The organism is Lysobacter sp. KIS68-7, assembly GCF_021284745.1.
Classification (GTDB): domain Bacteria; phylum Pseudomonadota; class Gammaproteobacteria; order Xanthomonadales; family Xanthomonadaceae; genus Noviluteimonas.
This window is the reverse complement of record NZ_CP089925.1, coordinates 1,294,393-1,319,427: the sequence shown is the minus strand read 5'-3', so window position 1 is coordinate 1,319,427 and position 25,035 is coordinate 1,294,393. Positions and strand designations below refer to the sequence as shown.

At 67.8% G+C, this 25,035-nt stretch carries 18 protein-coding genes; 8 read left to right on the top strand and 10 right to left on the bottom strand.

The features are described 5' to 3' along the window. Window positions 1-111 precede the first annotated feature (111 nt). Entirely contained in the window at window positions 112-1,983 is a 1,872-nt protein-coding gene (gene btuB, locus LVB87_RS06260) for a TonB-dependent vitamin B12 receptor (protein WP_232900034.1), read from the top strand. 47 nt (window positions 1,984-2,030) lie between these two features. Here btuB and LVB87_RS06255 read toward each other — a convergent pair whose 3' ends face one another. The 5 genes from LVB87_RS06255 to glmS form a co-directional block, all read right to left on the bottom strand. Then, window positions 2,031-4,346 (bottom strand): hypothetical protein, encoded by a 2,316-nt coding sequence (locus LVB87_RS06255; protein ID WP_232900033.1) that lies wholly within the window; start codon window positions 4,344-4,346, stop codon window positions 2,031-2,033. Then, window positions 4,336-4,971, bottom strand: coding sequence for a hypothetical protein (locus LVB87_RS06250; RefSeq protein ID WP_232900032.1), 636 nt, complete (start codon window positions 4,969-4,971; stop codon window positions 4,336-4,338). The genes LVB87_RS06255 and LVB87_RS06250 overlap by 11 nt, the downstream gene beginning before the upstream one ends. Window positions 4,972-4,997: 26 nt before the next feature. After that, entirely contained in the window at window positions 4,998-6,800 is a 1,803-nt protein-coding gene (locus LVB87_RS06245; RefSeq protein ID WP_232900031.1) for a S8 family serine peptidase, read from the bottom strand. 44 nt (window positions 6,801-6,844) lie between these two features. After that, window positions 6,845-9,130 (bottom strand): YadA-like family protein, encoded by a 2,286-nt coding sequence (locus tag LVB87_RS06240; RefSeq protein ID WP_232900030.1) that lies wholly within the window; start codon window positions 9,128-9,130, stop codon window positions 6,845-6,847. A 151-nt stretch (window positions 9,131-9,281) separates the two neighbouring features. After that, window positions 9,282-11,120, bottom strand: coding sequence for a glutamine--fructose-6-phosphate transaminase (isomerizing) (glmS, locus tag LVB87_RS06235; protein ID WP_232900029.1), 1,839 nt, complete (start codon window positions 11,118-11,120; stop codon window positions 9,282-9,284). 233 nt (window positions 11,121-11,353) lie between these two features. On the opposite strand from glmS, the gene LVB87_RS06230 reads away from it, so the two are divergent. The 6 genes from LVB87_RS06230 to LVB87_RS06205 all read left to right on the top strand — a co-directional run bounded on the left by LVB87_RS06230 (window position 11,354) and on the right by LVB87_RS06205 (window position 18,774). Further along, complete coding sequence (locus LVB87_RS06230; RefSeq protein ID WP_232900028.1) at window positions 11,354-12,661, top strand: HlyD family efflux transporter periplasmic adaptor subunit; 1,308 nt, start codon at window positions 11,354-11,356, stop codon at window positions 12,659-12,661. 45 nt (window positions 12,662-12,706) lie between these two features. Then, window positions 12,707-13,426 (top strand): ABC transporter ATP-binding protein, encoded by a 720-nt coding sequence (locus LVB87_RS06225; RefSeq protein WP_232900027.1) that lies wholly within the window; start codon window positions 12,707-12,709, stop codon window positions 13,424-13,426. A gap of 12 nt (window positions 13,427-13,438) precedes the next feature. Then, window positions 13,439-14,758 (top strand): ABC transporter permease, encoded by a 1,320-nt coding sequence (locus LVB87_RS06220; protein WP_232900026.1) that lies wholly within the window; start codon window positions 13,439-13,441, stop codon window positions 14,756-14,758. Window positions 14,759-14,766: 8 nt separating this feature from the next. Continuing rightward, window positions 14,767-15,996 carry an FtsX-like permease family protein gene (locus LVB87_RS06215; RefSeq protein ID WP_232900025.1) on the top strand — a complete coding sequence of 410 codons (1,230 nt, stop codon included), beginning with the start codon at window positions 14,767-14,769 and terminating at the stop codon, window positions 15,994-15,996. An 83-nt stretch (window positions 15,997-16,079) separates the two neighbouring features. Then, on the top strand, window positions 16,080-17,420 hold the full coding sequence (locus LVB87_RS06210; RefSeq protein ID WP_232900024.1) for a sigma-54 dependent transcriptional regulator: 1,341 nt from the start codon (window positions 16,080-16,082) through the stop codon (window positions 17,418-17,420). Next, entirely contained in the window at window positions 17,413-18,774 is a 1,362-nt protein-coding gene (locus tag LVB87_RS06205) for an ATP-binding protein (RefSeq protein ID WP_232900023.1), read from the top strand. Before LVB87_RS06210 ends, LVB87_RS06205 begins: the two co-directional genes overlap by 8 nt. A gap of 3 nt (window positions 18,775-18,777) precedes the next feature. Here LVB87_RS06205 and glmU read toward each other — a convergent pair whose 3' ends face one another. Continuing rightward, window positions 18,778-20,145, bottom strand: a complete 1,368-nt coding sequence (gene glmU, locus LVB87_RS06200; RefSeq protein WP_232900022.1) for a bifunctional UDP-N-acetylglucosamine diphosphorylase/glucosamine-1-phosphate N-acetyltransferase GlmU — start codon at window positions 20,143-20,145, stop codon at window positions 18,778-18,780. An 84-nt stretch (window positions 20,146-20,229) separates the two neighbouring features. On the opposite strand from glmU, the gene LVB87_RS06195 reads away from it, so the two are divergent. Then, the gene (locus tag LVB87_RS06195) at window positions 20,230-20,613 is read left to right on the top strand and encodes a GtrA family protein (RefSeq protein WP_232900021.1); all 384 of its coding nucleotides are present in this window, start codon (window positions 20,230-20,232) and stop codon (window positions 20,611-20,613) included. Window positions 20,614-20,676: 63 nt separating this feature from the next. Here LVB87_RS06195 and LVB87_RS06190 read toward each other — a convergent pair whose 3' ends face one another. From LVB87_RS06190 to atpA, 4 genes are read right to left on the bottom strand one after another with little or no spacing between them, the layout of a single operon-like run. Next, complete coding sequence (locus LVB87_RS06190) at window positions 20,677-21,102, bottom strand: F0F1 ATP synthase subunit epsilon (protein WP_232900020.1); 426 nt, start codon at window positions 21,100-21,102, stop codon at window positions 20,677-20,679. Between the two features lie 12 nt (window positions 21,103-21,114). Next, entirely contained in the window at window positions 21,115-22,518 is a 1,404-nt protein-coding gene (atpD, locus tag LVB87_RS06185; RefSeq protein WP_232900019.1) for a F0F1 ATP synthase subunit beta, read from the bottom strand. A 51-nt stretch (window positions 22,519-22,569) separates the two neighbouring features. After that, window positions 22,570-23,433: a F0F1 ATP synthase subunit gamma gene (atpG, locus tag LVB87_RS06180; RefSeq protein WP_232900018.1), complete on the bottom strand. Its 864-nt coding sequence runs from the start codon at window positions 23,431-23,433 to the stop codon at window positions 22,570-22,572. 29 nt (window positions 23,434-23,462) lie between these two features. Further along, window positions 23,463-25,013, bottom strand: a complete 1,551-nt coding sequence (gene atpA, locus LVB87_RS06175) for a F0F1 ATP synthase subunit alpha (RefSeq protein WP_232900017.1) — start codon at window positions 25,011-25,013, stop codon at window positions 23,463-23,465. Window positions 25,014-25,035 lie beyond the last annotated feature (22 nt).

Genomic DNA, 25,035 nt, shown 5'->3' with positions numbered 1-25,035 from the left:
ATCGTGCGGCCGCTGCATCGCCATGCGCGCGCAGCCCCGTCCGCTTCTCTCCGCTGCTGCAACTTCCCTGCACCGAATGCGCGCGGGCGTGCGCGCTGGAGAGTCGTTCCCATGTTGCGTTCTTCCCTGGCCGGCGCGGTTGCGTTGGCGCTGTCCCTGTCTTCTTCTTTTGCGCTTGCACAGGACGGCACGTCCTCGCAGGAGCTCGACCGCGTCGTCGTCACCGGCACGCGCACCGCCATCACCGTCGACGATTCGCTCGCCGCGGTCGAAGTCATCGATCGCAAGGAGATCGAGCGCACGCAGGCGCATTCGCTGCCCGAACTGTTGCGCGGACGCGCCGGCATCAACCTCGTCAACCAGGGTGGCGCGGGCAAGTTGTCGACGCTGTTCATGCGTGGCGCCGAGTCGGACCACGTGTTGTTCCTCGTCGACGGCGTGCGCGTGGGCTCCTCGACCTCGGGCCTCACCGCGATCCAGGACATTCCGGTCGAATTGATCGATCGCGTCGAAATCGTGCGCGGTCCGCGCTCGAGCCTGTACGGCTCGGACGCGATCGGCGGCGTCATCCAGATCTTCACGCGCAAGGCGCAGAACGGCGTGCGGCCGCATTTCCGCCTCGGCGCGGGCACCGATGACCTGCGTGAACTCAGCGCCGGCATCGACTTCGGCTTCGAGCGCGCGTGGTTCGGCGCGGACTACAGCCACCAGGCCACCGAAGGCTTCCAGTCCTGCCTCGGCGCCGCCACGCCGGTGTTCGCCGGTTGCTTCGTCGACAATCCCGACCCGGATCGCGACGGCTACGAAAGCAATGCGATCTCGCTGCGCGGCGGCGTGCGTCCGATCGATGGCCTGGTGATCGAAGGCAATGCGCTGCGCAACCAGGGCCGCAACGAATACGACTCCGATCCGTTCTACGGCTTGCCCGACGTGTCCAACACCACGCAGCAGGTCGTCGGCGGCAAGATCCGCTACGACGTCGGCCGCACGACGTGGACGATGTCCGCGGGCAGCAACCGCGACGTCTCCTACGACTCGCGCGATCGCAGCTTCGTCGACCAGTTCGCCAGCCAGCGCGACAGCGCCTCGTTGCAGGGCGACGTGCGCGTGGCGGACGGACACACCGTGACGGCCGGCTTCGACTGGCAGCGCGACAAGGCGGACGTCGAGGACCTGTTCAGCGCGTGGTCCGCCGATCGCAACAACCACGCGGTGTTCGGGCAGTACCTCGGCGACTTCGGCGCGAACAACGTGCAGGCCAGCCTGCGCCGCGACGACAACGAACAGTTCGGCGGCCACACCACGGGCGGTTTGGCGTGGGGTTACGCGTTCGCGCACGACCTGCGCCTCACGGCGAGCGTGGGCACCGCGTTCAAGGCGCCGACGTTCAACGAGCTGTACTTCCCGTTCTTCGGCAACCCGGACCTGCGCCCCGAGGAATCGAAAACCTGGGAACTCGGCATCGGCCAGCGCAAGGCCGACTGGAACTGGGCCTTGAACGCGTACCAGACCAAGGTCGACGATCTGATCGTGTACGACATCTCGCTGTTCATGGCGAACAACCTCGACAGCGCGCGGATCCGCGGTGCGGAACTGACCGGTGGCCTGACGCTCGGCGGATGGAACCTCTCGGGTGCGGCGAGCTACGTCGATCCGCGCAACCACAGCCAGGGCTTCGACTACGACAACCTGTTGCCGCGTCGCGCGCGCACGACGGGCCGCATCGACGCCGACCGCGCGTTCGGCGATTTCAGCGTCGGCGCGACGCTGGTCGGCGAAGGCCGCCGCTGGGACGACGTGGCGAACACGCTCGCGGTCGGCGGATTCTCCACGCTGGACCTGCGCGCGGAGTGGCGCGCGTCGCCGGAATGGACCCTGCAGGCGCGCGTGGGCAACGCCTTCGACAAGGACTACCAGACCTCGGCGTACTACGCGCAGCCGGGACGACAGTGGTTCCTGAGCGTGCGATACGCGGCGCAGTAACGTCGGCAGCGTGCGGCGACGTGCATCGTCGCCGCACGCGATTCCATTTACAGGCGATCGCAGCGGCCGATGCGCGCGCCGGCCAGCAGCGCATCGTCCATGCCGTGCGGGAACGCCACATGGCGCGTGACGTCGTTGCCGAGGCCATCGGTTTCGCAAACGGCCACCGACTCCAGGCGCGAGCTCCACGTGATGTTCGCGCCGTCCATCGCGCCCCACCCGACGAGCACCTTGTCGTCGAACGTGATGGCACTCGGCGAGCCGAACAAGAACTGCTCCGCATGTTCGGCTCCCTGTCCGGACAGGAACTCCGCGAGGTTCATCATGCCGAGCACTTCGGTCCAGACGAAGGCGGGGCGATCGAACGCCGATCTGAAGAAGCCGAAGACGGCGGTGCCATCGCGCGATACGACCGTCGCAATGCCGCTGGAATCACCGCCCGGGTCGAGTCGTCCCAGCACGCGACGTTCGCCCGTACGCGTCGCGCGCCACGGCATCGCTGCATCGCCACCGCCACGCCCGCCGACGATGACGGTGCCATCGTGCGAGACGGCGTGCGCCTCGCCCCAGAACTGGTAGGGATTACCAGGCGACGGACTTGCGAACGCCTGGCGTCCGCGGTTCCACCACACGCCCTGTCGTCCGCCGAAGGCGCGATGCCCGTCGTTCCAGCCCGCGATGGTGAGGCCGTCGGCGCTGACCGCATTGGCGCGCGTCATCGGACCGACGCCTCCGACTGCCTGGTACCCCGTCGCTTCCGTCCAACGGAAGGCGAACGGCGAAGTGCAACCCACGCCGCGATACGCGATCCCCACGACGATCTCGCCGTCCTTGGCGATGTCGTACACCGAGCTGCCACCGTCATCGCAGGAGCTCAAGGGAATGTTGCCGCCCGAGAGCGGCGTCCCCGACGCGTCGCCGACGCGCCATCGGCCCGCCCACGAAACACCTGCGCCGTCCGCGAAGCCGGCGTACACCACATCGCCCGTTCCGTTCACGCGCGGGAAACCGCCGACCTCGCGGGTGCCCGGGACGATTTGCAGCCCGTCTTCCTCGGACCATCGCGCGGCAGCAGGGCGGGCGGAGAACTCCCCCGGTTTCGGCGCCACCGCCATGTGGCCGACGATGACGTGCCCGTCATCGGATACGTCGGTGGCTGAGAAGCCGGGGACGGGAATGACGCGCAGGAAGTGTTCGTCACCGGGACGGTTCAACACGATGTCGATGTCCGTGGACGCACCGGCCGCCTGCGCCAGGATGGGCGTGGCGACGCAGCGCGCGTCGGCCGCGCCATCGCCGGACTCGGCGTCGTTCCAGTATTCCTCGCTGAACTTGCCGTAGGGCAGGAAGGTGCGTGGCGTCGAGTATCCGGCGCGGCCGAGCGTGTCGGCGTACACGATGTAATCGGCGCCGGGCACGAGGCCATGCAGCGCGAAGCGACCATCGGGCCCCGCGTAGCCATGCGTGTGGTCGCCGGAGATCGCCGAAATCGCACCCTGGAAGGGTTCGGCGACGTTGCGTGCAATGACGTTGATGCCGGTAAGCGGCGTGCCGTCGGCCTGGAGGATCCGCCCCGTGAGGCTCGCGCCCGATGCAGGCCACCCCGCAGCCGGATACAAGTTGGAGACCGCCGCGCGATCGTCGAGCACGTCGACCGTCCCCATGTGCGAGCCGGTCGACGACAACACGATTTGCGGGTGCATGGTTTCGACCGACGCGTACGGCGCGTTGGAAGGAAATGGAGTGGCACATCCGTCGGGGCCGGTGGATTCCGAACTCCAGGCGGCGGATCCGTTCGTCTGCGAGTGCGCCAGGCCGATCGCATGGCCCACTTCGTGTGCGACGACACCCGACATCTGCTGCGGCGTGGCCCAGGTCGCGGCAGCACCGCCGAGGACGACGAAACTCTCCGTCACGACCGGGCCATCGCCCCATTCCGGCGTCGCGATCCCGAGCACGCTGCCGTCCACCCCGAAGAAATTGCGAAGGATCAGGCCGTCGTCGTCGTAGATCACGTGGATGCCGCCGCCGTTGTCCGTGCCGACGACGCCGGCCACGTTGTGCGACCCGATGTCCGTCAAGCCCAGGTCGCCGACATCGCCGGCGATCGTCGACTCGAACGCGGACGTGTCGACGCCTGTCCACTGTGCGAAGGCCTCCGCCACGAGCGCATCGGCCGTGGCGTTGTCGAAGTTGCCCAACTCACCGAGATCGGTGAACACGCGCACCGGCACGGCGTTGGGCCATGCGACCGGCTGCAGCGTCGCCTTGTCGATGTACAACGGACCGCCGGCCTGCGCTGCAGGCGCGCAGGCGGCGATGGAGAGGGCGAGCGTGGTGCGGCGAATGAGGTCAAGGCGCATGGCGGACGCTCCCGGTTTCGACCCAACGTTGCGCGATCGCGCGGCGGAGGAACGCGAGGAAGGCGTCGGCGTCGTAGCTCGCGGTGGGCGCATCGACGATGGCGCGTTCGTTCGTCGTCAGCGGAGCGCTCCGTGTGTCGACTGCATCGAACAGCGCGCCTTCCCCGGCCGACGATTGCAGCCGGTCGCCGGTCATCGTGAGCTTGCCCTGCAGGAGTCCCACGGTCGTGCGCAGTCCCGTCTGGCGTGCGGGTGGCGTGAGGAACAGCAAGACGCGTTCGCCGGCCGCGAATTGCGGCCAGCCCTGTGGGCGCACCGCGTACAGCGTCCTGCCATCGGGGAGGACACGTGGCGCAAGCAGGCCGAACTGGCGGAACACCAAGGTGTGCGTCGCGTCGCCGCGCAGCGTTTCGCCGACGCCGAGCGTGACCTCCGTGTACGGCACGCCGTTCGGATCGATGCCATCGCTGACCTGGGTCACGCTGCCGACGACGATATCCTGCGCATCTTCGAGCAGGTGGACGACGTTGCGCGGCTGCACGGTCGATGCGATCGCGGCGAAGGGAAGGAGCGCGGCAAACAGTGCGAGCGCGACGCGCGGGAGGTGGAGTGTTGGTCCTGTCATGGAAGGATTCCTCGTGACGGTGCGCATCAGTCGATGCGCAGGTGCAGGGACACGCCGGCGTGGGCGCCGGCGACCTTGGCGTACCAGATGCCCGTGCGCGGATAGCGCACGGTGATCGATTCGCTGTTGCCCGATCGCGCCGAACGCTGGTCGTGGGCGGTCGACATCGGTTCCGCGCCATGTCGGAGCAACAAGGTCGCGTTGCCCGAGCCGCCGAACGTGCGCACGCTGGCAAGGGTCACGCCGACGGGCACTTCGAAGCGATACACGGGTCCGTCGTTCGGGCCAGCGCCGGCGCTGGTTGCGACCGGCACCACGACGCGGTCCGTGGCCAGCACCGATTCCTTCGGCACGCAGCCGGCGGGCAACGCGCAGGTATCGACGGAGGCTGCCGCCGCGACGGCGGCCTCCGCACTCGCGATGCCGGTGCCGATCGGCGTCGATGCGTTGGGCGCGATCGGAAACGCGCGCGTCGTACCGCGCAGCAACGATTCGACACTCGCAGCCGTCAGGCGCTGCGGTGCCACGGCATGCATCAGTGCCGCGATGCCCGCGACATGCGGCGCTGCCATCGACGTACCGACCATGCCGCCGAGGACATCGCCGCCGGACACTGCCTCGCGCGTTCCGCTGTTCATTGCCTGCCAGATCCACCCGCGCGCGCCATCGTCCGGATGCCGCCCGCCGCCCGGCGCGGCCAGGTCGACGACCGTCCCGTAGCTCGAATACGACGTGCGTGCGCCATGCACGTCGGTCGCGCCGACGGTGATGGCCTGGGTGCAGTTCGCCGGCGTCGACCCGGCCGCATCCGCCGCCGCATTGCCCGCAGCAACGACGACCGTCGACCCGCGCGAGACGGCGAACTGGACCGCCGAATGAATCGCCGTCCCCGGCGTGCAACCGCCACCGCCGCCGAGGCTGAGGTTGATCACATCCGCAGGCGTGGTATTCGTCGGGACTCCCGGGACATCGCCGCCCGCTGCCCACACGATGGCGTCGACCACGTCGGACATGCTGCCGCCGCAACGCCCGAGCACGCGCACCGGCAGGACCTTCGCGCCGTGCGCGACGCCGGCACCGAGCATGCCGTTGTGCGTGACCTGCGCGACGGTCGCGGCCACGTGCGTGCCGTGCCAGGAACTGTCGCGCCCGTTCGCGTAGCACTCGCCGGGAAGCGACCAGTCGCCGAGGTCGATGCCACCCGGCGCGCGCCCGTTGACGCCGCGGCCCGAGGTCCAACCGTTGCTGATGAAATCGTAGCCGCCGGGCAGGACGTTCGCGTCCATGTCCGCGTGCGCGACGATGCCCGTATCGATCACCGCCACGACCGTGCCCGCGCCATCGGTCGCCTGCCATGCTTCCGGGGCGCCGATGCCGCCGATCGCATCGTGGAAATGCCATTGGTGGCTGGCGTAGTGCGGATCGTCCGGTGCCGCCGCCATGGCGGCGAGGCCCGTGTGCTGCATGCGCACGTCGGGCTCGACGAACGCGATGCGCTGGTCGGCGGCGAGTGCGGGCAGCAGTCGTCGCATTTCTGCATCGTCGATCGGTTGCGCGAACCGCAACACCTCGCCGAATGCGGAAGTCCGCACGGTCTCCAGGCGCAGGCCGGCGACGGCCGCCTGCGTCGCCGCCGTGGCGAGCGTGGACTGCGCGCGCGAGGTCGCGCTGCGCGCATCGGGGACCTGGCCATTGACGTAACGCACGATCACGCCGTCGTAGCGTTCGCCGGCGCGCACGCCGGACGCATCGAATCGCGTGGAAGCGGACGCCATGCCCGAAACGAGCGCAATGGCGACGACCAAAGGACGTAGCGACGAAGCCTGCATCGTGGATCTCCGTGTGTTGGCTGGGAAGAAGGGCGTCATCGCGATCACCAGCCGAAGCTGAAGCCGACGCCGGCCGATTGCTCGCTGCCGCTGAAGGCGCCGCCGAGCGTCATCGCGGCGCGATCGCTGATGGCGCGCTGGTAACCGACCGAAAGCGCCTGTTCGCCGTTGGACATGCCGGCGCCGACCGCAACGCGGTTGGCCGTGCGCACGCCTGCCGCACTCCCGGCCATGTTCATCGCTGCGGCCGTCATCGCGCTCTGGCGGTCGATGCGGCGATCCTGTTCGCCGAAGCGATCGTGCATCTCCGTGCGCAGTTCGCCGATCGCGGCCATCGGCGCGGCGAGTGCCTGGTCGACGCGCAGGTCGACGTACTGCCGCGCCCGGTTGTAGACCTGCGTGTCGCCGTCCTGCATCTGTTCGACCGTGACCGCGTCGTTGGCTTCCGTGCCGCGTGCGACATGCGTGATCTGCCGCTGCTGCGTTGCGTTTCCGACCGAGACGCTGTCCGCACGATCCGCCACGCTGCCCGCGCCGATCGCGACGCCGTTCGCCGCGTCCACGCGCGCGCCTGCGCCGATCGCGACGCCACGGTGGCCGTCCGTGCCCGTTGCGACGTCGCTGCCGTCGCCGGCACCATCGATATGGATGTAATCCGACTGGCCGCTGGCGGGACCGACGCCCGTTTCCAGCGCCGACAAGCGATCGCGCAGGCGCCGCGATTGGTCCTGCAACGCGCCGAGTGCACTGCCGACGTCGCCGAACGTGCCGTTGTCGAGGACGAAGCTCGGACCGGTGAACGTCGCATCCATGGCAGCATTCGCGCCAAAGACCGTCGCCATGCGGTCGTAAACCGCGAAGACCTGCGCGCCATTGACCGCCTCGCTGCTGTCGACGGCCAGGCGCCCGGCGCCCAGGCCACGCAGGCGCGTGCCCGCCTCGAGCGTGACGATCGCGCGCGTCGCATCGTCGTAATGCACCGCGAGTGCACCGGCATCGCTGACGCCCTGCAACTGCTCGGACAGGCGGCGCACCTGGCCGTAGTTCGCCGCATCGGTATCGTCGACGCCATCGGCCACGTGCACGATGCGCCGCTCCGCACCGGTGGTTCCGATGGACACGGTGTTGACCTGGTCCGCGATCGACCCCGCGCCGAGCGCCAGGCTGTTGTCGGCGATCGCGACGCTATCGAACCCGACGGCGCCCGCACCCTTGCCGAAAGCGAGCGCACCACTGCCGAACGCAAGCGCGCCCTCCCCGTCGGCTGCGCTGCCGGCGCCGACCGCGGAGCTCCCCACGCCCGTTGCCTGCGCACCCGCACCGAAGGCCGATGCGCCCGCGCCCAATGCGATCGCGACATGTCCTGTCGCGTACGCGCCGACGCCCCGCGCAATCGTCTTCGCGCCGAGCGCCATGGCGCCTTCTCCCTGCGCGTTAGCCAGTGCACCGATCGCCGCGGCGTTGACGCCGTTCGCCCAGGTAATTTCTTCGGCATTGAGCAGCCCATCGCCGTTCAGATCGGCGGCGTCCGTGCTGCCGAGCGAAATGGCACCCCGCCCGTTGGCGAACGCATGTCGGCCAACGGCAATCGCGTCGAGCGAGTTCGCGTTGGCTTCCGCCCCGACCGCCGTGCCCCCTTGCGTCGAATACGCTTCGTAACCGATGGCGGTCGCGTGCTGACCGTATGCGTAGGCGCGCGCGCCGAAGGCGGAACTGCCTCCGTCCATCGATGTCGCCACCGCGCTGTCGCCGACGGCCGTCGCGTAACGGCCGCTCGCCGATGCCCCCGTGCCGACGGCGACGACCGACGTTCCGAGCGCACCGAAATCGCTGTCCCAACCCGCGACCGCGGACGCGCCGCCGCCGATGGCCACGGCCCGCTGGCCCCACGCGATGGCGTACGCACCGACGGCCACCTGGTGCTTCTGTTCCTGCGACGACATCGGATCGATGCGCGCCCACGCGCCATATCCGACGGCGAGCCCGTAGAGACCGTCGACTTCGGTCAGCGCGCCGATCGCCGTGCTGCTCTCGCCCAACGCCCACGCACCGGGGCCGATCGCGAAGGAACGCAGTCCGGACGCGAAGGCGTCCCCGAATTCTTCGGCGCCCTCACCGATGCCGACAAAAGGATCGTTCGACACCGAGGCGGGCGCGACGTCCGCTGTCGCTTCGGCGTCGATCGCCGCCGCGTCCTCCGACTCCGTGGCCTGGTCGCTGGCCTGCGCTTCGGTCGCTGGTTTCGCAGGCAGTTCTGCCGCGATCGCCGGCTCGGTTCCCAAAAGCGCTGCGCACAACACGCACGCCAGAACGGCGTTGCATCCCCTCATCGCACTCCCTCCCCGGCAACGGCGGATGTCGAGGGTCGACATCCTCGTCCGAACGCCTTTCATCCATGCTGGAGAGAAAGGCGTTCCCGGAGATATCAGCGCGGAACGCGAAGCGAGTCAGACGCTTCGCGCTTGCTGGGCAGTCAGTGCCTTATTCGACGGTGACCGATTTCGCCAGGTTGCGCGGCTTGTCGACGTCCGTGCCGCGTGCGAGCGCTGCGTGGTAGGCGAGCAACTGCACCGGGATGGCATGCACGATCGGCGACAGCACGCCGACGTGGCGCGGCGTGCGGATCACATGCACCGCCTCGCTCTCGCCGAACTGGCTGTCCGCATCGGCGAAGACGAACATCTCGCCGCCGCGCGCGCGCACTTCCTGGATGTTCGACTTCACCTTCTCGAGCAGGCTGTCGTTCGGCGCGATCACGACGACGGGCATCGCGCTGTCCACCAGCGCCAGCGGCCCGTGCTTGAGCTCGCCCGCCGGATAGGCCTCGGCGTGGATGTACGAGATTTCCTTGAGCTTGAGCGCGCCTTCCAGCGCGATCGGGTAATGCATGCCGCGGCCGAGGAACAGCGCGTGCTGCTTCACCGCGAACTTCTCCGCCCACGCGACGATCTGCGGCTCGAGGTTCAGCGCGTGCTGCACGCTGCCCGGCAGCTGGCGCAGCGCATCGAGGAAGGCCTGTTCCTTGTCGCCGTCCAGGCGCCCGCGCAGCTTGGCGAGCGTCGCGGTCAGCGTGAACAGGGCGACGAGCTGCGTGGTGAACGCCTTGGTCGAAGCAACACCGATTTCCGCACCGGCGCGCGTGTAGTACACGAGGCGGCTGGCGCGCGGGATCGCGCTTTCCGGCACGTTGCAGATCGACAGCGTGCGCGCGTGGCCCAGCGACTTGGCGTACTTCAGCGCTTCCATCGTGTCGAGCGTTTCGCCCGACTGCGAGATGGTGACGACGAGGTTGTCCGGGTTGGCGACGACTTCGCGGTAACGGTATTCGCTGGCGATGTCGACCGCGCAGGGAATGCCGGCGATCGACTCGATCCAGTAGCGCGCGACCAGCCCCGCGTAATAGCTCGTGCCGCAGGCGAGGATCTGCACGCCCTGCACGCCCTTGAACACCTCTTCGGCGCCAGCGCCGAAGAGCGAGGCCGAAAAGCCCTGGTTGTCGATCACCGCTTCCATGGTGTCGGCCACGGCGCGCGGCTGCTCGTGGATTTCCTTCTGCATGAAGTGGCGGTACGGGCCGAGCTCCAGCGAGGCCAGCGAGACGTCGGACATGTGCACGTCGCGCTCGACCCGCGCACCCGTGGCGTCGAACACCTGCACCGCGTCGCGCGTGAGTTCGGCCGTGTCGCCTTCTTCCAGGAAGATCACGCGGCGCGTGGAGGAAACGATCGCGGAGACGTCGGAGGCGACGAAATTCTCGCCCTCGCCCAGGCCCACCAGCAGCGGGCAGCCCATGCGCGCGGCGACCATGCGGTCGGGATCGCGCTTGTCGATCACGGCGATGGCGTAGGCGCCATGCAGCTCCTTCACCGCCTTCTGCAGCGCGCCGAGCAGCGATTCGCCCTGCTGGCGGTAGTGGTGGATCAGGTGCGCGATGACTTCGGTGTCGGTCTGCGATTCGAACGTGTAACCGAGTTTGGTCAAACGTTCGCGCTGCTGTTCGTGGTTCTCGATGATGCCGTTGTGCACCAGCGCGAGTTCGCCGTGGCTCACGTGCGGATGTGCGTTGCCTTCGGTAACGCCGCCGTGCGTGGCCCAGCGCGTGTGGCCGATGCCCAGGCGCGAGGAGAAATGTTCCGCCTGCGCGGCGGCTTCCATCTCCGCGACGCGACCCGTGCGGCGCACGCGGCGCACGTCACCGGCCTGCGCGTCGACGACGGCGATGCCCGCCGAATCGTAGCCGCGGTATTCCAGGCGCTTGAGCCCTTCGATGAGGACGGGGACCACATCGCGATCCGCGATCGCGCCGACGATGCCGCACATATGAGGGGAACACTCCTGCAGGGGCCCACAGTCTAGCGGGCGCGTGAAGAACGGACTGAACGGCCGACCGCGACCGCACACGGATGAGCTGCGGACACTGTCCGGCGGACACCGTCGTGTCCGCGTGGACGCCCGGACACGCGCGCGCACACCCTTTGTATTCAATGACTTGCGGTTGGCACGACTTGTGCTTTCACAGTCTGCAGACAACACCTTGCCGAGCCCCGCCCTCCATGAGCATCCGCGACACCTCCGCCCAGGACCGCCCCATCTCGCACGCCTCGCACGCTTCCCCCACGTCGGGTGCGCGGCGGCTGTCGCTTCCGGCGTTCAAGAAGTCCTACGTGATCGCGGGCGCTGCCGGCCTCGGGCTGCTGCTGCTGGCCGGTTGGGTGGCGAGCGGCTGGAGCTCGGGCAGTCGCTCGGTCGATGCCTCGCGCGTGCGAATCGCGGAAGTCACGCGCGGCGACCTGGTGCGCGACATCTCCGCGGACGGCAAGGTCATCGCCGCCAACAGCCCCACTCTGTATGCGATCGCCGGTGGCGTGGTCACGCTGAAGGTCGTCGCGGGCGATGCGGTCAAGAAGGGCCAGGCGCTCGCCGAGATCGACAGCCCGGAATTGCGCAGCAAGCTCGCGCAGGAAGAAGCCACGCTCGCCAGCCTCGAAGCCGAGGCCGGCCGCGCCGCGCTCGATGCGCAGCTCCAGCGCGCCGCCGCGCGCAAGTCGCTGGATGAAGCGGCCATCGCCCGCCAGGCCGCGGTGCGCGACCTGGAGCGTTACCAGCGTGCGTTCGAAGGCGGCGCGGTCGCGCAGGTCGACGTCGCGAAGGCGCAGGACACGCTGAAGAGCGCCGACATCGGTTTGTCGCACGCCAAGGGCGATGCGGTGCTCACCGGCGAAGGCGCGGGCCTGGATACGCGCAACAAGCGCCTGCTCGCCGATCGCCAGCGTTCGGTCGTCGTCGAAATGCAGCGCCAGGTCGACGCGCTCACGCTGCGCGCGCCCTTCGACGGCCAGGTCGGCCAGGTGCAGGTCGCGCAGCGCGCGAGCGTGGCGCAGAACGCGCCGGTGCTCAGCGTCGTCGACCTGACCGAATTCGAAGTCGAGATCCGCATCCCCGAAAGCTTCGCGCGCGACCTCGGCATCGGCATGCCGGCCGAAATCCGCGCCGGTGGCGCGCCCTACCAGGCGCACGTGGCCGCGGTGTCGCCGGAAGTGGTGAACGGCGAAGTCACCAGCCGCCTGCGCTTCTCCGGCAAGCAGCCCCCCGGTCTGCGCCAGAACCAGCGCCTGTCCGCGCGCATCGTGATGGACACGCGCAAGAACGTATTGCAGGTCGAGCGCGGTCCGTTCGTCGACGAAGGCGGCGGCCGCAGCGCGTGGGTGATGGATGGCGACACCGCCATCAAGCGCCCGGTGCGCATCGGCGCCAGCAGCATCAACGCGGTCGAACTGCTCGACGGCGTGAAGGAAGGCGACCGCATCGTCGTCTCCGGCAGCGACCAGTTCGGCGACGCCGAACAGATTTCGATCCACTGACAGATTTCCCCCGATATGCGAACCCACGAAGAAGGACACACCGTCATGCTCGACATGCGCCAGGTCACCAAGGTCTACCGCACCGAACTCGTCGAAACCCACGCGCTGCGCTCGCTCGACCTGCATGTGCGCGAAGGCGAATTCGTCGCCGTCACCGGCCCCTCGGGCTCGGGCAAGACGACCTTCCTCAACATCGCCGGTTTGCTGGAAACCTTCACTGGCGGGACCTACATGCTCGATAACGTGGACGTGCGCGGCATGTCGGACGATGCGCGCAGCAAGCTGCGCAACCAGAAGATCGGCTTCATCTTCCAGAGCTTCAACCTGATCCCCGACCTGAACCTGTTCGACAACGTCGACGTGCCGCTGCGCTACCGCGGCATGAGCGCGGCCGAGCGCAAGTCGCGCATCGAAGATGCACTCACGCGCGTAGGCTTGGGTTCGCGCATGAAGCACTACCCGGCCGAACTCTCCGGCGGCCAGCAGCAGCGCGCGGCCATCGCGCGTGCGCTCGCGGGCACGCCGCGCCTGCTGCTCGCCGACGAACCCACGGGCAACCTCGACTCGCAGATGGCGCGCGGCGTCATGGAACTGATGGAAGAGATCAACGCCGCGGGCACCACCATCGTGATGGTGACCCACGACCCGGAGCTCGCCGCGCGTGCGCAGCGCAACGTGCACATCGTCGACGGCATGGCGACCGACCTCAGCGTGGAGCCCAGCCTCACGCGCATGGCCGCCGCGACGCTCGCCGAAACCCAGTAAGGGAGCACCCCCATGTTCGCCTATTACTTCGACCTCGCATTGCGCAGCTTCAGGCGCAATCGCGTGCTCACCGCGCTGATGGTGCTGGCGATCGCGCTCGGCATCGGCGCGAGCATGACCACGCTCACCGTCTTCCACGTACTGTCCGGCGATCCGATCCCGCAGAAGAGTTCGCAGCTGTTCTATCCGCAGCTCGATCCCCGCAGCATGGACGGCTTCACCGCGGGCGAAGAGCCCGAAGACCAGATGACCCGCTACGACGCCGAAGCGCTGCTGCGCGACGCGAAGGGCGACCGCCAGGCCGTGATGACCGGTGGCGGCGCGGGCATCACGCCCGAGCGCCAGGGCCTTGCGCCCTTCGCCATCGACGTGCGTTACACCTCCGCGGATTTCTTCCCGATGTTCGAAGTGCCGATGCTGGCCGGCAACGCGTGGACGAAGGTCGAGGACGATCGCCACGAGCGCGTCGTCGTCATCGCGAAGAAGCTTGCCGAAAAGTTGTTCGGCACCACCAACGCGGTGGGCAAGAACATGCGCATGGACGGCCACGACTTCCGCGTGATCGGCGTGATGGCCGACTGGCGCCCGACGCCGCGCTTCTTCGACGTGAACTCCGATCGCTACGGCGACAGCGAACAGGCCTACCTGCCCTTCTCCACCTCGCGCGACCTGGACATGGGCCGCAACGGTTCGATGAACTGCTGGGACGCGGGCGACGATGCGCAGGACGATCCGGAAGGCGAAACCGGCGTCAACGCGCCGTGCACCTGGCTGCAGTATTGGGTGCAGCTCGACACGCCCGAGAAGGCCGAAGCCTACAAGCGCTACCTGGTGAACTATTCCGACCAGCAGCACGCGAGCGGCCGCTACGCGCGCCCGACCAACGTGCGCCTGCGCAACGTGATGGAGTGGCTCGATTTCCGCCGCGTGGTGCCGGGCGACGTGCGCCTGCAGATGTGGCTGGCCTTCGGCTTCCTCGCGGTGTGCCTGCTCAACACCGTCGGCCTGCTGCTCGCCAAGTTCCTGCGCCGCAGTCCGGAGATCGGCGTGCGTCGTGCGCTCGGTGCTTCGCGCAAGGCGATCTTCGCGCAGTGCCTGGTCGAAGCCGGTGCGGTCGGCCTGGCCGGCGGCATCCTCGGCCTCGGCCTGGCGATGCTCGGCCTGTGGGCCGTGCGCCAACAGCCCGCCGCCTACGCCGACCTCGCGCACCTCGACCCCGCGATGCTGGTCACCACCTTCGTCCTCGCGATCGCCTCCAGCGTCATCGCCGGCCTCGTGCCCGCGTGGCACGCCTGCCAGGTGACGCCGGCCGTGCAACTCAAGTCCCAGTGAGGCCTGCCATGGAAATCCGTCCCATCCTTTCGACGCTGCGCCGCCACAAGACCGCGGCTGCGCTGATCGTCCTCGAGATCGCCCTGAGCTGCGCCATCATCTGCAACGCCCTGTTCCTCATTGGCGACCGCATGACGCAGATGCAACGCGTCAGCGGCATCGATGAACAGAATATCGTGCGCATGCAGATCACGGGCATCGGCACCGACGACAACGCGGCCTCGCTCACGCAGACCGACCTCGCTTCGCTGCGCGCGATCCCCGGCGTGCGCAACGCCAGCGTCACCAACCAGGTGCTGTTCAACAACAGCTCCTGGAACAGCAGCGTCAACCTCACCAAGGAACAGACACACCAGAACCTCAACTCGACCATCTACATGGGCGACGTGTCCTTCCTCGACACGCTCGGCCTGAAGCTCGTCGCCGGCCGCAACTTCTCGCCGGACGACATCGTCGAGTGGGACGAGGTCAACAAGCCGAACAGCAAGGTCCAGCCGCACGTCGCGATCCTCAGCAAGTCGACCACCGACAAGCTGTGGCCGGGCGAGAATCCGATCGGCAAGCAGTTCTACAGCTGGGGCGACGACCCCACGCGCGTGGTCGGCGTCGTCGAGCACCTGATGCGTCCGAACCGCAACGGCGGTCCGGGTGAACTGGAATACTCGATGATCCTGCCGATCCGCGTGCCCTTCACGGTCGGCGGCAACTACCTGATCCGCGTCACCGACCCGTCGCGTCGCGCGGAAGTGATCGCCGCCGCGGAGAAGGCGTTCAACCACAATGCGTCCAACCGCATCCTGCTCGAGAAGGCGACCGTCGAAGACATGCGCCGCGATTACTTCCGCGACGACCGTTCGATGGCGTGGCTGATGGTCTCGGTGTGCGTGGCGCTGCTGATCGTCACGGCGCTCGGCATCGTGGGCCTGGCGAGCTTCTGGGTGCAGCAGCGCACGCGCCAGATCGGCGTGCGGCGTGCGCTCGGTGCGACGAAGGGCCAGATCCTGCGCTACTTCCAGACCGAGAACTTCCTGCTCGCCACGCTCGGCATCGTCGTCGGCATGATCCTGGCCTTCGGCATCAACCAGCTCCTGATGGAACGCTACGAACTGCCGCGCCTGCCGCTGCTCTACCTGCCGATCGGTGCGGTGGTGCTGTGGATGCTGGGCCAGGTCTCGGTGTTCGGTCCGGCCCGCCGCGCAGCGGCGGTGCCGCCGGCGGTCGCAACGCGCTCGGTCTGACGTTCCCCCCACGGGACGGGACCCCGGGGGCTGCGCCGCCGAAGCGGTGCAGCCCCTTTTCTTTCGGTACGCTTGGCCACCATATGCCCACGATCCTTGTCATCGACGACAACCCCGCGGTCGCCACGGCGCTGGAAACGCTGTTCTCCCTGCACGACTTCGAGACGCGTGCGGTGCACACGCCGGAGGACGGGCTCGCCCTGCTCGCGCGAGAATCCGTCGACCTCGTGGTGCAGGACATGAACTTCCACGCCGACACCACGTCCGGCGAAGAAGGCGTCGCGCTGTTCGGCGCCATCCGCGAACGACATCCCGACCTTCCGGTGATCCTGCTCACCGCGTGGACGCACCTGGAATCGGCCGTGGACCTGGTGAAAGCCGGCGCCGCCGATTACCTCGCCAAGCCCTGGGACGACCGCAAGCTGCTGGCGACGGTGAACAACCTGCTCGAACTCGCGCAGGCGCGCAGCGAACTGCAACGCCATCGCAGCGGTGAACGTCGTCGCCGCGATGCACTGCTGCGCGAATACGATCTCAAGGGATTGGTGTTTGCCGATGCGGCGAGCGAAGCCACGCTCACCCTCGCCTGCCAGGTCGCGCGCTCGGAGCTGCCCGTGCTCGTCAGCGGCCCCAACGGCACCGGCAAGGAAAAGTACGCGGAGATCATCCACGCGAACTCGAACGTGCGGAACGGCCCCTTCGTCGCGGTGAATTGCGGCGCATTGCCGGGTGAACTGATCGAGGCCGAACTCTTCGGCGCAGACGCCGGTGCGTACACGGGCGCGAACAAGGCGCGCGAGGGCAAGTTCGAAGCCGCCGACGGCGGCACGCTGTTCCTCGACGAAATCGGCACGCTGCCGCTCGCAGGCCAGGTGAAGTTGCTGCGCGTGCTCGAAACCGGTCGCTTCCAGCGCCTGGGCAGCAATCGCGAACGCACGGTGCAGGTGCGCGTGATCAGTGCGACCAACGCGGACCTGCCCACGGCGATCGCCAACGGCCAGTTCCGCGAAGACCTGTTTTATCGCCTCAATGCGATCGAGCTGAAGTTGTTGCCGCTCGCGCAGCGTCCCGACGACATCCTGCCGCTCGCGCGCCACTTCCTCCCGCCGGGCAAGCGGCTCGGCGAAGCGGCCGAACGCGCACTGCTCGCGCATGCATGGCCCGGCAACGTGCGCGAGTTGCGCAACACGCTGCAGCGCGCGGGCCTGCTGGCGCGCGACGAGGAGATCACACCCAACGATCTCGGCCTCGCCGTCGCGCCGCTCGCGCCTGCCACCAACGGCGCGGACGAACCCGATCGCGCCGCCATCGAGCAGGCGCTGGAACGCGCGGGCGGCGTGCTCGCGCAAGCGGCCAGCGACCTCGGCCTGTCGCGCCAGGCGCTGTATCGCCGCCTCGAACGCCTGGGGATCAAGCGTGACTGAGCAAGCGCCCGAACGCGCGGACGGCCGGCGCCAAGTGCCGGCGCCGTGGTGGCGCCACGCACCGTTGAGCGCCAGTTTCACCGTGCTCACGGCCGCGTACATGCTCGCCAGTGCGGCGATCGCATTGCTCCTCACCACGGTCCTGCCCGAGCCGTGGTGGGCGATCGTGATCGCGCCCTTGTTGCTGTTGCCGGTGCTGGTCTTCCACGTGCGCCATGCGTTCGCGCCGATGCGTTCGTTGTTCCGCGCGCTCGCAGGTTCGGTGACGAGCTATCGCGACGGCGATTTCGGCTTCGGCCTGTCGTGGGAGGGCGGCGGCGAACTCGCCGAACTCGTCAACGCGCACAACGCGCTGGGCGATGCCTTGCGCGACCAGCGCATCGCGCTCGTGCAGCGCGAGCTGCTGCTCGACACGATGGTGCAGCACACGCCGGTGGCGATGCTGCTGGTGGATCCGCACGGGCGCGTCGTGCACGGCAATCTCTCCGCGCGCAAGCTGTTGGGCGAAGGCAGGCGCCTGGAAGGCCAGGCCTTCGATGCCATCCTCGATCGTTCCCCCGCCGGGCTGCGCGAAGCCCTGCAACGCGGGGGCGATGGCATGTTCACCGTGGGCGAAGACGACCACGAAGAGATCTACCACCTCTCGCGCCGCACCTTCCGACTCAACCTCCGCAAGCACGAGCTGATCCTGCTGCGCCAGCTCACCGCGGAACTGCGCCGCCAGGAAGTGCAGACGTGGAAGAAGGTGATCCGCGTGATCAGCCACGAGCTCAACAACTCGCTGGCGCCGATCGCGTCGCTCGCGCACTCGGGTGGCGAACTGATCAAGCGCGGGCAATACGAGCGCTTGCCGAATGCGTTGGCGACCATCGAGGACCGCGCACGGCACCTGGAAGGCTTCATCCGCGATTACGCGCGCTTCGCCAAGATGCCCGCGCCGCGCGTGGAAGCGGTCGACTGGCAGCGCTTCGTGTCGCAGCTGCGCTCGCAGGTGGAGTTCCACTACGACGGCGCGGCGGATCCGGGCATCGGTCGCTTCGACCAGGCGCAGTTGGAACAGTGCCTGCTGAACCTGTTGAAGAACGCGCACGAATCGGGCTCGCCCCCGGGCGACGTCACGCTCGCGCTGAAGCGCCTGCCCGGCCTGTGGCGCATCGAAGTGCTCGACCGCGGCACCGGCATGAACGATGCGGTGCTGGCCAATGCGCTGCTGCCGTTCTATTCCACGAAGCGCCACGGCACGGGCCTGGGCCTGGCGCTCGCGCGCGAGATCGCCGAGGCGCACGGCGGACGCATCGCGCTGCTCAACCGCCAGGACGGCGGCTTGTGCGTGGCGATGACGCTGCCGGAGTAGGTTCTACTTCTTCTTCACCGGGCGCTGCCAGCCATCCAACGTGGTCTGCTTGGCGCGCGTGAGCGTGAGCTTGCCGTCCGGCGCGTCCTTGCCGATCACCGAACCCGCGCCGATCGTCGCGTCCTTGCCGATGGTCACCGGCGCAACGAGTGCACTGTTGGAGCCGATGAACGCGCCGTCGCCGATCGTGGTCGTCGACTTGTTCACGCCGTCGTAGTTGCAGGTGATGGTGCCGGCGCCGATGTTCACCGATGCGCCGATCACCGCGTCGCCGAGGTAAGTGAGGTGGTTGGCCTTGCTGCCGACACCGAGCTTCGCGTTCTTGGTTTCCACGAAGTTGCCCACGTGCACGCCGTCGGCGAGCACGGTGCCCGGGCGCAGGCGTGCGAACGGGCCGATGAGCACGGCGCCTTCGGTGCGCGCGCCTTCCAGGTCGCAATGCGCGCGCACTTCGGTGCCCGCGGCGAGCGTGACGTTCTTCAATCGGCAGAACGGCCCGATGCGCACGCCATCGCCCAGCGTCACGTGGCCTTCGAAGATCACGTCGACGTCGATTTCGACATCGCGCCCCACCGTCATCTCGCCGCGGAAATCCACGCGCGCCGGATCGGCGAAGCGCACGCCTTCGGCGCACAACGCGCGCACCGTGCGCAGCTGGAAGGCGCGTTCGAGTTGTGCGAGCTGCCAGGGATCGTTCGCGCCTTCGGTTTCGATGGGATCGGCGGCCACCACGATTTCGGCGGCGCTGAATTCCGATGCGGCTTCGCGGAAGACATCGGTGAGGTAGTACTCGCCTTGTGCGTTGTCGTTCGACACGCGTTGCAGCCAACGCTTCAGCGCCGTGGCTTCCACCGCGATCACGCCGGTGTTGACCAGGCGGATCTGGCGTTCGTCGTTGGTGGCGTCCTTATGTTCGACGATCGCGGCCACGCGGCCTTCGGCGTCGCGCAGGATGCGGCCGTAGCCGGTGGGGTCCGGCAGTTCGGCGGCGAGCACGGCCAGGCGGCCGGGAGCATCGAGCAGGCGTCGCAGCGTGGTCGGCGTGATCAGCGGGACGTCGCCATACAGCACGAGCACGTGCGCGCCATCGGGGACGTTGGGCATGGCCTGCTGCACGGCATGGGCGGTGCCGAGCTGCTGCGCCTGCTCCGACCAGTCGAGGTCGGGCTGGTCGGCGAAGGCCGCGCGGACCTGTTCGCCGCCATGGCCGAACACGATGTGGATGCCCTCGGGCGACAGCGCGCGTGCCGAGGCGATGACCTGCGCCAGCATCGGGCGGCCCGCGATGCGGTGCAGCACCTTGGGCAACGCGGAGCGCATGCGCTTGCCTTCGCCGGCAGCGAGGATGACGACGTGCAGGGGTGCGGACATGGGAACCGGTGCAAGGGCGTTGGTTCGGGGATTCTAACGGCGCCCGCTGTTAGGATGCGTCGCCCCCTCCCTCACGGCTCCCGGATGACGCTAGGTCGACACGCACGCGGCTATCTGATCATCGGCGGCGTGCAATGGCTGGTCGACTGGGCCGTCATGGTCCTCCTCAGCCACTGGGGGATGATCATCGAGCTGGCCAACATCCTCGGGCGCGTCGCTGGGGCGTTGCTTGGCTACTGGCTCAATGGCAAGTTCACCTTCGCCGCGGACCATACGGCCGTGGGGCGGACGCAGCTGGTGCGTTTCATCTCCATGTGGGTGTGCACCACGACGGTCAGCACGCTGTCGATGGGCGCCATCGACGCGCACTTCGGGCTGAAGTGGGCCTGGCTGGCGAAGGGCGGCGTGGAATTCGTGCTCGGCGTGGTGGGCTTCCTGCTCTCGCGGCACTGGGTCTATCGGAAGTAAGCAAACCGGAAATGAAAAACGCCGGCGCGAGGCCGGCGTTCTTCGTTTCGCTTGGCGCGAACCTCAGTGCTTGAGGTTCTTGCGGAGGCGTTCCAGCGCCTGCAGCTGCGCCGTGACTTCGGCGAGCTTGGCCTGGGCTTCGGCGATTTCCATCGCTTCGCCGCGGCGGGACAGGATGCGCTCGGCCTCTTCCTTCGCGGCGCGGACCGCAGCTTCGTCGATGTCCTGCGCGCGCACCGCGGTGTCGGCGAGGACGGTGACGACCTGCGGCTGCACTTCGAGGATGCCGCCGGAAATGGCGAAGTCGAGCTTTTCACCGCCCGGCAGGGTCACGACGACCTTGCCCGGCTTCAGACGCGTGATCAGCGGGGCGTGCTTCGGCGCGATGCCGAGCTCGCCCAGCTCACCGGTGGCGACGATCAGTTCGGCTTCGCCGCGGAAGATTTCCGCTTCGGCGCTGACGATGTCGCAGCGGATGGTGGATGCCATGCCAGGAACTCCTTAGGCCGCGATCTTCTTGGCCTTCTCGATCGCTTCTTCGATGCCGCCGACCATGTAGAACGCCTGCTCCGGCAGGTGGTCCATTTCGCCGTCGACGATCGCCTTGAAGCCGCGGATCGTGTCCTTCAGGGCCACGTACTTGCCCGGCGAACCGGTGAAGACTTCGGCGACGTGGAAGGGCTGCGAGAAGAAGCGCTCGATCTTGCGGGCGCGCGACACGGCCTGCTTGTCTTCTTCCGACAGTTCGTCCATGCCCAGGATCGCGATGATGTCCTTGAGCTCCTTGTACTTCTGGAGCGTGGCCTGCACGCGACGCGCGGTGTCGTAGTGTTCGTTGCCGATCACGTTCGGGTCGAGCTGGCGCGAGGTGGAGTCGAGCGGGTCGACCGCCGGGTAGATGCCCAGCGAGGCGATGTTGCGCGAAAGAACGACGGTGGCGTCGAGGTGCGCGAACGTCGTCGCCGGCGACGGGTCGGTCAGGTCGTCCGCGGGCACGTACACGGCCTGGATCGAGGTGATCGAACCGGTCTTGGTCGAGGTGATGCGTTCCTGCAGCACGCCCATTTCCTCGGCGAGCGTGGGCTGGTAGCCCACCGCCGACGGCATGCGGCCCAGCAGCGCCGACACTTCGGTACCGGCCAGCGTGTAGCGGTAGATGTTGTCGACGAACAGGAGCACGTCGCGGCCTTCGTCGCGGAAGTACTCGGCCATCGTCAGGCCGGTGAGCGCGACGCGCAGGCGGTTGCCCGGCGGCTCGTTCATCTGGCCGTACACCATCGCCACCTTCGACTTCTCCGGCTCCTGCACGTTCACGACGCCGGATTCCTGCATCTCGTGGTAGAAGTCGTTGCCTTCGCGGGTGCGCTCACCCACGCCGGCGAACACCGACAGGCCCGAGTGCTCGGTCGCGATGTTGTTGATCAGTTCCATCATGTTGACGGTCTTGCCCACGCCGGCGCCGCCGAAAAGGCCGACCTTGCCGCCCTTGGCGAACGGGCACATCAGGTCGATGACCTTGATGCCGGTTTCCAGCAGCTCGGAGGTCGAGGACTGGTCTTCGTAGCTCGGCGCCGCACGGTGGATTTCCCACTTCGTGTCGTGCTTGACCGGGCCGGCCTCGTCGATCGGCGTGCCGAGCACGTCCATGATGCGGCCCAGGGTGCCCATGCCGACCGGCACGGAGATCGCCGCGCCGGTGTTGTCGGCCAGCAGGTTGCGCTTCAGGCCGTCGGTCGAACCGAGGGCGATGCAACGCACGATGCCGTCGCCCAGCTGCTGCTGGACCTCGAGCGTGATGTCGGTGTTCTGCACCTTCAGCGCGTCGTACACCTTCGGCACGTTCTCGCGCGGGAATTCGACGTCGACGACCGCGCCGATGATCTGAACGATCTTGCCCTGGTTCATTGCCATAGCCTCAGTAGTAACTCTTGATGTCTTCCAGTAGGTGCGCGCGGTTTACACCGCGGCAGCACCGCCCACGATTTCGGAGATTTCTTGCGTGATCGCCGCCTGGCGCGCCTTGTTGTAGACGAGGTTCAGCGTGCCGATCAGCTTGGTGGCGTTGTCGGACGCGGCCTTCATCGCCACCATGCGCGCGGCATGTTCGGAGGCCACGTTTTCCATGACCGCCTGGTACACCAGCGATTCGATGTAGCGCGTCAGCACGTGCTCCAGCACGGCCTCGGCGTCCGGTTCGTACAGGTAGTCCCAGTCGTGCTTGGCGACCTGCGTCTCCGACGCCGGCAGCGGCAGCAACTGGTCGAACGTCGCCTTCTGCGTCATCGTGTTGACGAAGTCGTTGTAGGCGAGGAACACCTTGTCGACCGAACCGTTGGAGTAGTGGTCGAGCATCACCTTGATGACGCCCACCAGCTGTTCCACGTGCGGCACGTCGCCCAGGTGCGTGACCGAAGCGAGCATGCCGACCTTGATGCGACGGAAGAACACCGACGCCTTCTGGCCGATGGTCACCACGTCGACCTCGACGCCCTGCTGCTGCCACTGGCGGAACTCGCCCAGCAGCTTGCGGAACAGGTTGTTGTTCAGGCCGCCGGCCAGGCCACGATCCGACGAGACCACGACGTAACCCACGCGCTTCACGTTCGCGCGTTCCACCAGGTACGGGTGGCGGTACTCGGAGTTCGCCTGCGCGAGGTGGCCGATGACCTGCTTCATCGCACGCGCATACGGGCGCGAAGCCTTCATGCGCTCCTGCGCCTTGCGGATCTTCGAGGCCGAGACCATCTCGAGCGCGCGCGTCACCTTGCGGGTGTTCTGCACGCTCTTGATCTTGGTTTTGATTTCGCGACCGCCTGCCATCGACTGCTCTCCTGCCTAATGCCGTTCGATTACCAGGTGCCCGTCGACTTGAAGTCGGAGATGCCCTTCTTGAACGCCGCTTCCAGCTCGTCGTTCCAGTCGCCGGTGGCGTTGATCTTGCCGATCACGTCGCCGAGCGTATTGGCGAAGTGCGCCTGCATGGCGGCTTCGAACGCACCGATCTTGGCCACCGGCACGTCGTCCATGTAGCCCTTGTCGACCGCGTAGATGGACAGCGCCTGTTCGGCGACCGACATCGGCGCGTACTGCTTCTGCTTCATCAGTTCGGTGACGCGCTGGCCGCGCTCGAGCTGCTTGCGCGTGGCGTCGTCCAGGTCAGAGGCGAACTGCGCGAACGCAGCGAGCTCACGGTACTGCGCGAGCGCGATGCGGATGCCGCCCGAGAGCTTCTTCATGACCTTGGTCTGCGCCGCGCCACCCACGCGCGACACCGAGATGCCGGCGTTCACGGCCGGGCGGATGCCGGCGTTGAACAGGTCGGTCTCGAGGAAGATCTGGCCGTCGGTGATCGAAATCACGTTGGTCGGCACGAACGCCGAGACGTCGCCCGCCTGCGTTTCGATGATCGGCAGCGCGGTGAGCGAGCCGGTCTTGCCCTTGACGGCGCCGTTGGTGAACTTCTCCACGTACTCTTCCGACACGCGCGCAGCGCGCTCGAGCAGGCGGGAGTGCAGATAGAACACGTCGCCCGGGTAGGCTTCGCGGCCCGGCGGACGGCGCAGCAGCAGCGAGATCTGGCGGTAGGCCACGGCCTGCTTGGACAGGTCGTCGTACACGATCAGCGCGTCTTCGCCGCGGTCGCGGAAGTACTCGCCCATGGTGCAGCCGGAGTAGGCGGCGATGTACTGCATCGCGGCCGATTCCGACGCCGAGGCGGCGACGACGGTGGTGTAGGCCATGGCGCCGAACTCTTCGAGCTTGCGCACGATGTTCGCGATGGTCGAGTTCTTCTGGCCGATCGCGACGTAGATGCACTTAACGCCGGAATTCTTCTGGTTGATGATCGCGTCGATCGCCACCGCGGTCTTGCCGGTCTGGCGGTCGCCGATGATCAGCTCGCGCTGGCCGCGGCCGATCGGGATCATCGAGTCGATGGTCTTGTAACCGGTCTGCACCGGCTGCGAAACCGACTTGCGCCAGATCACGCCCGGCGCGATGGTTTCCACCGGCGCGGAGGTCTTGGCGTCGATCGGGCCCTTGCCGTCGATCGGCTCGCCCAGCGCGTTGACGACGCGGCCGAGCATTTCCGGACCGGTCGGCACTTCGAGGATGCGGCCGGTGGTCTTGGCCACCGCGCCTTCGCGCAGGTGTTCGTAGTCACCCAGGACCACGGCGCCGACGGAGTCGCGCTCGAGGTTGAGCGCCAGCGCGAACGTGGCGTTGGGCAGCTCGATCATTTCGCCCTGCATCACGTCGGCCAGGCCGTGGATGCGCACGATGCCGTCGGACACCGAGGTGACGGTGCCTTCGTTGCGCGCTTCGGCAGCGAGCTTGACCTTCTCGATGCGGGTCTTGATCAGTTCGCTGATTTCGGACGGATTGAGCTGACTGGTAGCCATGTCTTTTTCCCGAGGTTGCCGA

Excerpts from the sequence above, each read along its gene's own strand:
- btuB (WP_232900034.1), top strand. The coding sequence starts at position 112 with ATGTTGCGTTCTTCCCTGGCCGGCGCGGTTGCGTTGGCGCTGTCCCTG.
- LVB87_RS06255 (WP_232900033.1), bottom strand. The coding sequence starts at position 4,346 with ATGCGCCTTGACCTCATTCGCCGCACCACGCTCGCCCTCTCCATCGCC.
- LVB87_RS06250 (WP_232900032.1), bottom strand. The coding sequence starts at position 4,971 with ATGACAGGACCAACACTCCACCTCCCGCGCGTCGCGCTCGCACTGTTT.
- LVB87_RS06245 (WP_232900031.1), bottom strand. The coding sequence starts at position 6,800 with ATGCAGGCTTCGTCGCTACGTCCTTTGGTCGTCGCCATTGCGCTCGTT.
- LVB87_RS06240 (WP_232900030.1), bottom strand. The coding sequence starts at position 9,130 with ATGAGGGGATGCAACGCCGTTCTGGCGTGCGTGTTGTGCGCAGCGCTT.
- glmS (WP_232900029.1), bottom strand. The coding sequence starts at position 11,120 with ATGTGCGGCATCGTCGGCGCGATCGCGGATCGCGATGTGGTCCCCGTC.
- LVB87_RS06230 (WP_232900028.1), top strand. The coding sequence starts at position 11,354 with ATGAGCATCCGCGACACCTCCGCCCAGGACCGCCCCATCTCGCACGCC.
- LVB87_RS06225 (WP_232900027.1), top strand. The coding sequence starts at position 12,707 with ATGCTCGACATGCGCCAGGTCACCAAGGTCTACCGCACCGAACTCGTC.
- LVB87_RS06220 (WP_232900026.1), top strand. The coding sequence starts at position 13,439 with ATGTTCGCCTATTACTTCGACCTCGCATTGCGCAGCTTCAGGCGCAAT.
- LVB87_RS06215 (WP_232900025.1), top strand. The coding sequence starts at position 14,767 with ATGGAAATCCGTCCCATCCTTTCGACGCTGCGCCGCCACAAGACCGCG.
- LVB87_RS06210 (WP_232900024.1), top strand. The coding sequence starts at position 16,080 with ATGCCCACGATCCTTGTCATCGACGACAACCCCGCGGTCGCCACGGCG.
- glmU (WP_232900022.1), bottom strand. The coding sequence starts at position 20,145 with ATGTCCGCACCCCTGCACGTCGTCATCCTCGCTGCCGGCGAAGGCAAG.
- LVB87_RS06195 (WP_232900021.1), top strand. The coding sequence starts at position 20,230 with ATGACGCTAGGTCGACACGCACGCGGCTATCTGATCATCGGCGGCGTG.
- LVB87_RS06190 (WP_232900020.1), bottom strand. The coding sequence starts at position 21,102 with ATGGCATCCACCATCCGCTGCGACATCGTCAGCGCCGAAGCGGAAATC.
- atpD (WP_232900019.1), bottom strand. The coding sequence starts at position 22,518 with ATGAACCAGGGCAAGATCGTTCAGATCATCGGCGCGGTCGTCGACGTC.
- atpG (WP_232900018.1), bottom strand. The coding sequence starts at position 23,433 with ATGGCAGGCGGTCGCGAAATCAAAACCAAGATCAAGAGCGTGCAGAAC.
- atpA (WP_232900017.1), bottom strand. The coding sequence starts at position 25,013 with ATGGCTACCAGTCAGCTCAATCCGTCCGAAATCAGCGAACTGATCAAG.